Consider the following 7,311-nt stretch of genomic DNA (forward strand, 5'->3'; position numbering starts at 1 on the left):
AGCTATGACAACGCGCTAGCGGAAAGCACAATCGGTCTGTTCAAAACCGAGGTCATCGATTTTATGGGGCCTTGGAAATCTGTTGGACAGATCGAATGGGAAACCCTGAAATGGGTGAACTGGTACAACAAAAAACGCCTACACAGCAAAATCGATTACATCACCCCCCATGAAGCAGAGGAGAACTTCTATGAAGCCTTGAATGCCGCTGAAAAAGCAGCTTAATATTTGAACCAACAACTCTCCGGTAAAACCGGGGCGGTTCAGTCAGGCTTTCCGCAACCCAACCATAAAGCGCATCCAATTCGTCTGACGTGCTGTCCATCAAGCGTTCATACATGACGGACGACAGAGCCCCGGCCCGGCCCTTGGTCGAGTAAGGGTTCATTGAATCAAATGATCCAGGGGCCCAGGTCGAAATTTCGCCGCCCTTGGGGGCCTGATCATTCACATAAGGAAGATGCGTGTAATCTGCGGGCAGGTTCAAGTTTCCAAAGGGCGAAATGCCATGTGACGTGATCACATCGTCCTGCGCCTTAAGCGGAAAGGCCAATGTCGCCATGGCCAATGTCGCGAATGCAAAACCAAGAAAGCGATTGCGATCCTGTGTTGAAACGCGCGCTGTGGTGACCTGGGTCATCTTGCTCTCCCCTTATATGAGTTTCTCTCAATTTAGTTAAAACTCAGCCTAGTTACGAGCCAATAACAATCAAGTTGATAATGTGTGAACACATCGTGTTTTGCGTGAACCCGCCGGTGTCAGGTGATTTCCACCCAACCGCAGGTATCCAAATACGAAAAAGCCGCCCAGAAGGACGGCTTTCGTTGATCTCATGTTTGAACGATCAGTTCAAAGTCGCAAGCCATGCAATGATATTTGCACGATCTGTTTCTTTGGGCAGGCCGTTGAAAGACATTGCGGTGCCTGGTGCGAACCCTTTTGGGCTTTGCAAGAATGCGCTCAGCGCTTCAGGTGTCCAGTTGCCTTCGATGCCGTCAAGCGCACCAGAGAAACCGAAGCCAGCAGCACTTGCCACATCGCGTTCAACAACACCGAACAGGGAAGGCCCAGTGCCATTCACGCCGTCTTCAATGGAGTGACAGCTGCGGCATTTGTTGAACACGCGCTCACCTTTGCCAATGTCAGCCGCCGCGAGCAGTGTCGCAAAGTCAACTTCTTCAACTGGCTCACCGCCATGATCATCACCGGTTTCGATCGGATAGGCGTCAGCATGCGCTTCGCCATGGCCGCCTTCGCCACCACCAGTGTGATACAGGCTTTCTCCAGCCCAATTTCCGAGAAGGAAGATCAAGAATGCGCCGCAGAAGCCGCCGAGGATCTTCGTGAAAGTCATTGTGTCGAACATATCGCTTTTCCGTTTTGGATGTCGCTAATACCGTTCCAGACAGAGCCAGACGGATTTTCAATCTATCTATCCGCTTCCCCTGTCGTGACGCAAGCTGTAGTTTGTGCGGCGAAGCGCCCCTATAGTGAAAAAAGTGGTGCAAATCGCAAATGAAGCAGGATGAAGACCATGAAAACAGGGAAAATCGCTTTTCAGGGCGCGCTCGGGGCCTATTCCCACGAGGCCTGCGTCAATGCACGCCCGAATCTAGAACCGCTTCCCTGCCAAACATTTGAGGATGTGATCGACACTGTGAACGCGGGCGAGGCGGATCTTGGGATGTTGCCAATTGACAACTCCACCTATGGACGTGTTGCGGATATGCATCGATTGCTGCCCGACAGTGGGTTGCGCATCGTTGACGAAACGTTCGTGCGGGTGCGCATCAGCCTGCTGGCCCCTAAGGGCGTTGATATCTCTGACATCCACACGGTCCGCGCCCATCTCGTGTTGCTGCCCCAATCGGCGGCTTTTCTGAAAGCTCATAACATCAATGGCATTGCTGCGGTCGACAGCGCTGGCGCCGCCGAGGCCTTGGCCCAAGATTTGACCCCGGGCGAAGGCGTATTGGCATCGTCGCTTGCGGGACATATTCATGGCCTGAATGTACTGGTCGAAGGCGTTGAAGATCACGGGCATAACACAACCCGCTTTGTCGTTATGGGCCGCGAAGACAACCCATCCACCGCATCTGATGCGGGGCTTGGCATGGTCACCAGCTTTGTTTTCCGTGTGCGCAACATTCCCGCCGCCCTCTATAAAGCGATGGGTGGTTTTGCGACCAACGGCGTCAACATGACGAAGCTGGAAAGCTACATGGTTGATGGATCCTTCATGGCAACGCGTTTTTATGCCGAAATCGAAGGGCACCCGGATGATCCTGCCGTGGCGCGCGCGATGGAAGAATTGCGATATTTCACATCCGAACTGGTTGTTCTTGGATGTTATGCGGCAGCACAAAAGCGCCACTAAGCGGACTTAAACACGATCCATACTGACAGAACATGTGTTTCCGTCAGCTCGCAGGCACGTTCTCTTCAATCTGCTGGGCAAAATTCACGACACGCTTATCCAAACGGCGTTTCAACGTGCCTTTTGCCAGCTTCAAGGATTGGATCAAAATCCGCCCCCCCATAGATTGCGGGCGGAGATCGACAGACAAATGCAAACGACTGCGCTGTCGCGCAAGTTCGACCACATCAATCACGATGTCAGAAACAACGCCGCCGCCATCCGCCACAAAGATCAGGCGATTGGGGGCTTCATACCCCACCAATTCGATTTCAATATCGCGAGGGCGGCCGCGCAACTTTAGGCGCAGATCCCAACCACGTTCCGCACCAGGTTGCTTTAACTGTGTCCGATAGGAAACCTGAACCCCGCGTTGAAGCGCGTGCGTTTCAAAGGCGGCGAAATCCGAACATTGGCGAAACACTTCTTCAACGGGTGCATCGGTATCGCTTTTTGCTGTAAACTTCATTTATTGCCGCCCTGAATATTCGTTACGTCTCACGTCATATCATCTTAATGTATCAGACAGCCAGTTCAACAACAGAAAATGTGCGATCGCTCCGGCGCGGGCGGGCAATATTGTCGGGTGATTGCCCGAAAACGCTAAGGCGATGTCCTCACGCGAGACCCACAAGGCATCTTCGATTTCATTCGGATCTATTGTTATCTCTCTGCTGGTCGCTTCCCCCGCGCATCCAAACATCAAGGATGACGGGAATGCCCAAGGCTGACTGGCAAGATAGGACACCGCACCTACGTCAACGCCGGATTCTTCTTTGACTTCTCGGCGCACCGCCGCTTCGATGGTTTCACCCGGCTCAACAAACCCCGCCAAGAGAGAATACATCCCTTCGGGCCAGCCAGGGCTGCGCCCCATAAGCACATCATTTCCATGAGTAATAAGCATGATAACGACCGGATCCGTACGTGGAAAATGAGGTGTCTTGCATGCGGGGCAATCGCGTTGCCAACCGCTGTGACTGATCACAGATTCCCCCCCGCAAGTCGCGCAATATCCGTGACTGGCGTGCCAAGATTGCACGGCTTTCGCCGTCGCCAAAAGCTCTGCATCTCGCGCAGATAGACGTGCCATAACGGCCCGAAGTTCAACGAAGGTTTGCCCGTCTGGTAAGGCAGGGTGGTGATATGTATTTGGATCTGAAAACGAAGCAAAGGCGTCGGGATCAAAACCAGCAGGCACCCAAGAAGACACGTCCGTTGCAAAACATGCACAGCCGTCATCGAACCCAAGAAAAATCAATTGATCTTGTTTCAAATTGGCCAAGTCATGTTTTGGGTCCACCCAACAGGCTGTAGGCGTTTGCATGTCGTCAGCGATAAGCACTCTCCCTCGCCACAATGGAAAGATGCGGGTCCTGGCATCGGACAACATTTCGTCAATTCGATCGGAATTAGAGCGCAATTCCGCGGCCCTGTTCAAGCCGCTGCCCCCGAAGGATACGGTTTCTGCTCGCCTCATAAACACACTCCCAACCCGTGGTGTCATTTCGTTCACTGTCTGCGCGAATTGGTTGCATGTTATGTCAGCTTTGACAATGCTTGCGCGCATAGCCCAAGCTGGGCTTAAAAACGTCAAAAGTAACTGCTGACCAAAGCCGTAGATACGAGCGTCCATCCATCTGCGACCACAAAAAATGCCAACTTGAATGGCAAGGAAACCACGGCAGGCGGCACCATCATCATCCCCATCGACATAAGAACCGCTGCGGCCACCAAATCGATAATAAGAAACGGCAAAAAGACCAAGAACCCGACTTCAAATGCCCGCTCAATCTCGCTGAGCAAAAAGGATGGAACCAAAACGGAAAGATCACTGTCGCGTGACAGTTCTGCGGATGGTGTCATCGGGCGCAAATCGGAAAGGGCTGCAAATGTATCCGCATCAATACGCGCGACCATGAAGCCGCGGAATGGGTCCAATGTCTGTATAAAGGCTTGCTCGATTTCAATCTCGCCTGCCAACAAGGGGTCAATCCCACCCGCCCAAGCCGCCGTGAACACAGGTTCCATCACAAAGTAAGTCAGGAAAAGCGCCAAGCTGATGATCAACATATTTGGCGGGGCCTGCTGCAGACCAATTGCTTGGCGTAAAATCGACAGAACCGTCACGATAAACGGGAAGCACGTCACCATGATCGCCAGCCCAGGAACGACCGAAAGCAATGTGATTAAGACGAACAATTGAATGCCACGCGCAGTCAAGGAGCCACCATCCCCCATCGAAACAGATAGTTCCTGGCCGACGGCGGGAACTGCAAAACTGACAAAAATGAAAATCAAAATTGAACGATACGAAAACAATGCGCCCCTATTCATGACCACTCCTTTGAAGATTCAGATACCGTTTTGAAGGTCGGCAATTTCAGTCAAACGCACAGCGAGCTGGCCATTGGGATCGTCTTCGACCTCCTGTAACTCGCCTCGTGCGATCAGCTTGTCACCAACGTAAAGCTCCACGGGGTCATCCACGCCACGATCCAGCGGCAAAACGGCATCGGGCCCCAACAGGAGTAGTTCCTTAACCATCGGTCGCGCTTTCCCAACTGAAATCGTTATTTCTATTGGCACTTGGGTGAATGGATTATCGGTGTTTGACAGCTCGTTCAGAGCCTGCACATTCAGATCGTCAGTCATCTATCCTGCCTTTTCATTTAGTTCAAAGAAGCCTTCAGTTTTCTGCGCCGCAGTTTCTAGGATTTTGCTGAGGTCAATATTTTGTTCACCACTTGCAAAAACCAAACGTGCCTGCCCTTCGCCGAAGGCTGGCTCGGGCACGACATCCACGTTCAGGTGCGTTTGCGCCGCTACAAACTGACCAACGATATCTTGGTTCGAAGGGTGGACACGCAGTTCAATTCGCGTGTCGACTTCACGACCGACGATCTCATTGATTTGCTCGGCAATGATCGCCGGAAGCGTCTCTGCCGCTACTTTCGGCAAAATTTTTGAAAAAAGCTCTTCGAAGACTGCACGCATATCTTTCAAAACCTGCGTGCGCGCCTCATGAAAGGTAAAGGACAGTTCCTGCAAATTTCGCCCAAGTTCAACTGACACATTGTCTAAGTTGTCAGTGTGAGAACGCGCGGCGTCATCCCACCCCGCTTTATATCCATTCTCAAACGACTCAAGCTTCGCTTCTTCGGATTGCACCTCTGTCATGGCCTCGGCGAGCGGACTGGGCGTAGATGTTCCTGCGATCGGAAGCACATCAAATTCTTCAAGCCTTAAACGTGACATTATGTCGTTTCCTTTGGTTCTTCCATCCAGCTGCGCAGCACTTCAACAGCCTCTTCTTGGCGATCTTCGATCATCTCTTTAAGGCGGGCGACCGGGTCCCCTCCGGTGAAATCTTCAGGTAAATCAAAGTCTTCCACGACAGACATTCCACCTGGCACAAAACTATTGTCGATTTCCCCGGTCAACGCTTGCCCCGGCAATGCAGGGAGACTTCCCGGAGGTGGGGCACTCATGTTAAATTCTGGGATCTGCGGCGTATCAATCGTATTGCTTGGAAGTGCGGGAGTTCCAGGCGCCGCAGCCACTTTGAACCGCCCCGGTTTTACCGGAGAGTAAAACACTCCAAAGGTGAGCCCTATGACAAAGAAGAAACATACCCCCGCCTATCCGACTGAGCTGCGTGAACGTGGCGTTCGGCTTTTTCGAGAAAACCGTGTCAATTATTCCAGCGATTCAGCCGCACACAAAGCGATCGCGCCCAAGCTTGGCTGTTCCCCTGACAGCCTGCGTATCTGGTGCCAACAAGCGGAACGTGATGAGGGTCAGCGCGCAGGCCTGACAACCGAAGAAAGGGACCGCATCAAAGAATTGGAACGAGAGAACAAGGAACTTCGCCAGGCCAATGAGATCCTGAAGAAGGCGTCGGCATATTTTGCCCAGGCGGAGCTCGACCGCCCGTTCCGCAAATGATTTCCTTCATTGAGGATCATAGAGAGGTCCACGGGGTCGAGCCGATCTGCAGGGCTCTGCCGATCGCCCCGTCTACTTTCTATGCTCATGCAGCCATTGCCCGTGATCCTAATTTGGCTTCAGACCGGTCCAAACAGGACGCCTTAGATCGCAAGAAGATCAAGGACGCCTTTGATGGCAGTGGTAAGCGATATGGTGCACGTAAAATCTGGCACGAGTTGCGCCGAAACAATCACGACATCGCGCGCTGCACAGTAGAACGGTTGATGAAAGTTATGGGAATACAGGGCGTTGTGCGCGGTCAGAAGCCGATCACGACCAATCCAGACACGTCCCAACCCTGCCCAGATGATAAGGTCAACCGCGACTTCACAGCAAACATGCCAAACCAGCTCTGGGTTAGTGACTTCACCTATGTCTCAAGCTGGCAGGGCATGGTGTATGTCGCTTTTGTCATTGATGTCTTTGCTCGCTGTATTGTGGGTTGGCGCGTGTCCACGTCCATGACAACAGGGTTTGTTTTGGACGCTCTCAACCAAGCCATATGTCAGCGTATTCCATCAGGGGCGGAAGAGCTGATCCATCACAGCGACCGAGGCAGCCAGTATCTGTCGATCAAATACACCGAACGGCTAGTAGAGGCAGGTATCGACCCTTCCGTGGGAAGCGTTGGTGACAGCTATGACAACGCTCTAGCGGAAAGCACAATCGGTCTGTTCAAAACCGAGGTCATCGATTTTATGGGGCCTTGGAAATCTGTTGGACAGATCGAATGGGAAACCCTGAAATGGGTGAACTGGTACAACAAAAAACGCCTACACAGCAAAATCGATTACATCACCCCCCATGAAGCAGAGGAGAACTTCTATGAAGCCTTGAATGCCGCTGAAAAAGCAGCTTAATATTTGAACCAACAACTCTCCGGTAAAACCGGGGCGGTTCAATC

At 52.3% G+C, this 7,311-nt stretch carries 11 protein-coding genes and 1 other annotated feature; of the genes, 3 read left to right on the forward strand and 8 right to left on the reverse strand.

Annotation, left to right across the window (positions count from 1 at the left end; all coding sequences use genetic code 11):
* Positions 1-225: integrase core domain-containing protein (locus RJ38_RS00970; RefSeq protein ID WP_039017056.1), on the forward strand; the 225-nt coding region annotated here is incomplete at its 5' end.
* Here RJ38_RS00970 and RJ38_RS18705 read toward each other — a convergent pair.
* Both RJ38_RS18705 and RJ38_RS00975 read right to left on the reverse strand, forming a co-directional pair.
* On the reverse strand, positions 161-640 hold the full coding sequence (locus RJ38_RS18705) for a hypothetical protein (RefSeq protein WP_156121695.1): 480 nt from the start codon (positions 638-640) through the stop codon (positions 161-163). The two genes, RJ38_RS00970 and RJ38_RS18705, sit on opposite strands and share 65 nt — an antisense overlap.
* 205 nt (positions 641-845) lie before the next feature.
* Entirely contained in the window at positions 846-1,367 is a 522-nt protein-coding gene (locus RJ38_RS00975) for a c-type cytochrome (RefSeq protein WP_039017057.1), read from the reverse strand.
* A 168-nt stretch (positions 1,368-1,535) separates the two neighbouring features.
* Here RJ38_RS00975 and RJ38_RS00980 point away from each other — a divergent pair, with 168 nt between their 5' ends.
* Positions 1,536-2,378, forward strand: a complete 843-nt coding sequence (locus tag RJ38_RS00980) for a prephenate dehydratase (RefSeq protein ID WP_039017064.1) — start codon at positions 1,536-1,538, stop codon at positions 2,376-2,378.
* Between the two features lie 43 nt (positions 2,379-2,421).
* On the opposite strand, the gene RJ38_RS00985 is transcribed toward RJ38_RS00980, so the two are convergent.
* The 6 genes from RJ38_RS00985 to RJ38_RS01010 all read right to left on the reverse strand — a co-directional run bounded on the left by RJ38_RS00985 (position 2,422) and on the right by RJ38_RS01010 (position 5,908).
* Positions 2,422-2,886: an SRPBCC family protein gene (locus RJ38_RS00985; protein ID WP_039017058.1), complete on the reverse strand. Its 465-nt coding sequence runs from the start codon at positions 2,884-2,886 to the stop codon at positions 2,422-2,424.
* Positions 2,887-2,925: 39 nt separating this feature from the next.
* Complete coding sequence (gene nudC, locus RJ38_RS00990) at positions 2,926-3,897, reverse strand: NAD(+) diphosphatase (protein WP_039017065.1); 972 nt, start codon at positions 3,895-3,897, stop codon at positions 2,926-2,928.
* 113 nt (positions 3,898-4,010) lie between these two features.
* Complete coding sequence (gene fliP, locus RJ38_RS00995) at positions 4,011-4,754, reverse strand: flagellar type III secretion system pore protein FliP (protein WP_039017059.1); 744 nt, start codon at positions 4,752-4,754, stop codon at positions 4,011-4,013.
* Positions 4,755-4,772: 18 nt separating this feature from the next.
* The gene (locus tag RJ38_RS01000; RefSeq protein WP_039017060.1) at positions 4,773-5,072 is read right to left on the reverse strand and encodes a FliM/FliN family flagellar motor switch protein; all 300 of its coding nucleotides are present in this window, start codon (positions 5,070-5,072) and stop codon (positions 4,773-4,775) included.
* Entirely contained in the window at positions 5,073-5,675 is a 603-nt protein-coding gene (locus RJ38_RS01005) for a FliH/SctL family protein (RefSeq protein ID WP_039017061.1), read from the reverse strand. It abuts the gene before it with no gap.
* The gene (locus tag RJ38_RS01010) at positions 5,675-5,908 is read right to left on the reverse strand and encodes a hypothetical protein (protein WP_156121699.1); all 234 of its coding nucleotides are present in this window, start codon (positions 5,906-5,908) and stop codon (positions 5,675-5,677) included. The genes RJ38_RS01005 and RJ38_RS01010 overlap by 1 nt, the downstream gene beginning before the upstream one ends.
* 124 nt (positions 5,909-6,032) lie before the next feature.
* On the opposite strand from RJ38_RS01010, the gene RJ38_RS01020 reads away from it, so the two are divergent.
* Positions 6,033-7,267, forward strand: a protein-coding gene (locus RJ38_RS01020) for an IS3 family transposase (protein ID WP_156121701.1) whose coding sequence is annotated in 2 segments (ribosomal slippage) — positions 6,033-6,327 and positions 6,327-7,267 — 1,236 coding nt in all. Because the reading frame shifts where the segments join, the coding sequence is not laid out codon by codon here.
* Positions 6,320-6,436, forward strand: a sequence feature (AL1L pseudoknot). It overlaps the preceding gene by 117 nt.
* Positions 7,268-7,311 lie beyond the last annotated feature (44 nt).

It is taken from the genome of Halocynthiibacter namhaensis (genome assembly GCF_000812685.1).
In the GTDB taxonomy this organism is placed as follows: domain Bacteria; phylum Pseudomonadota; class Alphaproteobacteria; order Rhodobacterales; family Rhodobacteraceae; genus Halocynthiibacter; species Halocynthiibacter namhaensis.

What these genes read in the sequence shown, in the direction of transcription:
- RJ38_RS00975 (WP_039017057.1), bottom strand. Translation starts at nt 1,367, where the DNA reads ATGTTCGACACAATGACTTTCACGAAGATCCTCGGCGGCTTCTGCGGC.
- fliP (WP_039017059.1), bottom strand. Translation starts at nt 4,754, where the DNA reads ATGAATAGGGGCGCATTGTTTTCGTATCGTTCAATTTTGATTTTCATT.
- RJ38_RS01000 (WP_039017060.1), bottom strand. Translation starts at nt 5,072, where the DNA reads ATGACTGACGATCTGAATGTGCAGGCTCTGAACGAGCTGTCAAACACC.
- nudC (WP_039017065.1), bottom strand. Translation starts at nt 3,897, where the DNA reads ATGAGGCGAGCAGAAACCGTATCCTTCGGGGGCAGCGGCTTGAACAGG.
- RJ38_RS00980 (WP_039017064.1), top strand. Translation starts at nt 1,536, where the DNA reads ATGAAAACAGGGAAAATCGCTTTTCAGGGCGCGCTCGGGGCCTATTCC.
- RJ38_RS01010 (WP_156121699.1), bottom strand. Translation starts at nt 5,908, where the DNA reads ATGAGTGCCCCACCTCCGGGAAGTCTCCCTGCATTGCCGGGGCAAGCG.
- RJ38_RS00985 (WP_039017058.1), bottom strand. Translation starts at nt 2,886, where the DNA reads ATGAAGTTTACAGCAAAAAGCGATACCGATGCACCCGTTGAAGAAGTG.
- RJ38_RS01005 (WP_039017061.1), bottom strand. Translation starts at nt 5,675, where the DNA reads ATGTCACGTTTAAGGCTTGAAGAATTTGATGTGCTTCCGATCGCAGGA.
- RJ38_RS18705 (WP_156121695.1), bottom strand. Translation starts at nt 640, where the DNA reads ATGACCCAGGTCACCACAGCGCGCGTTTCAACACAGGATCGCAATCGC.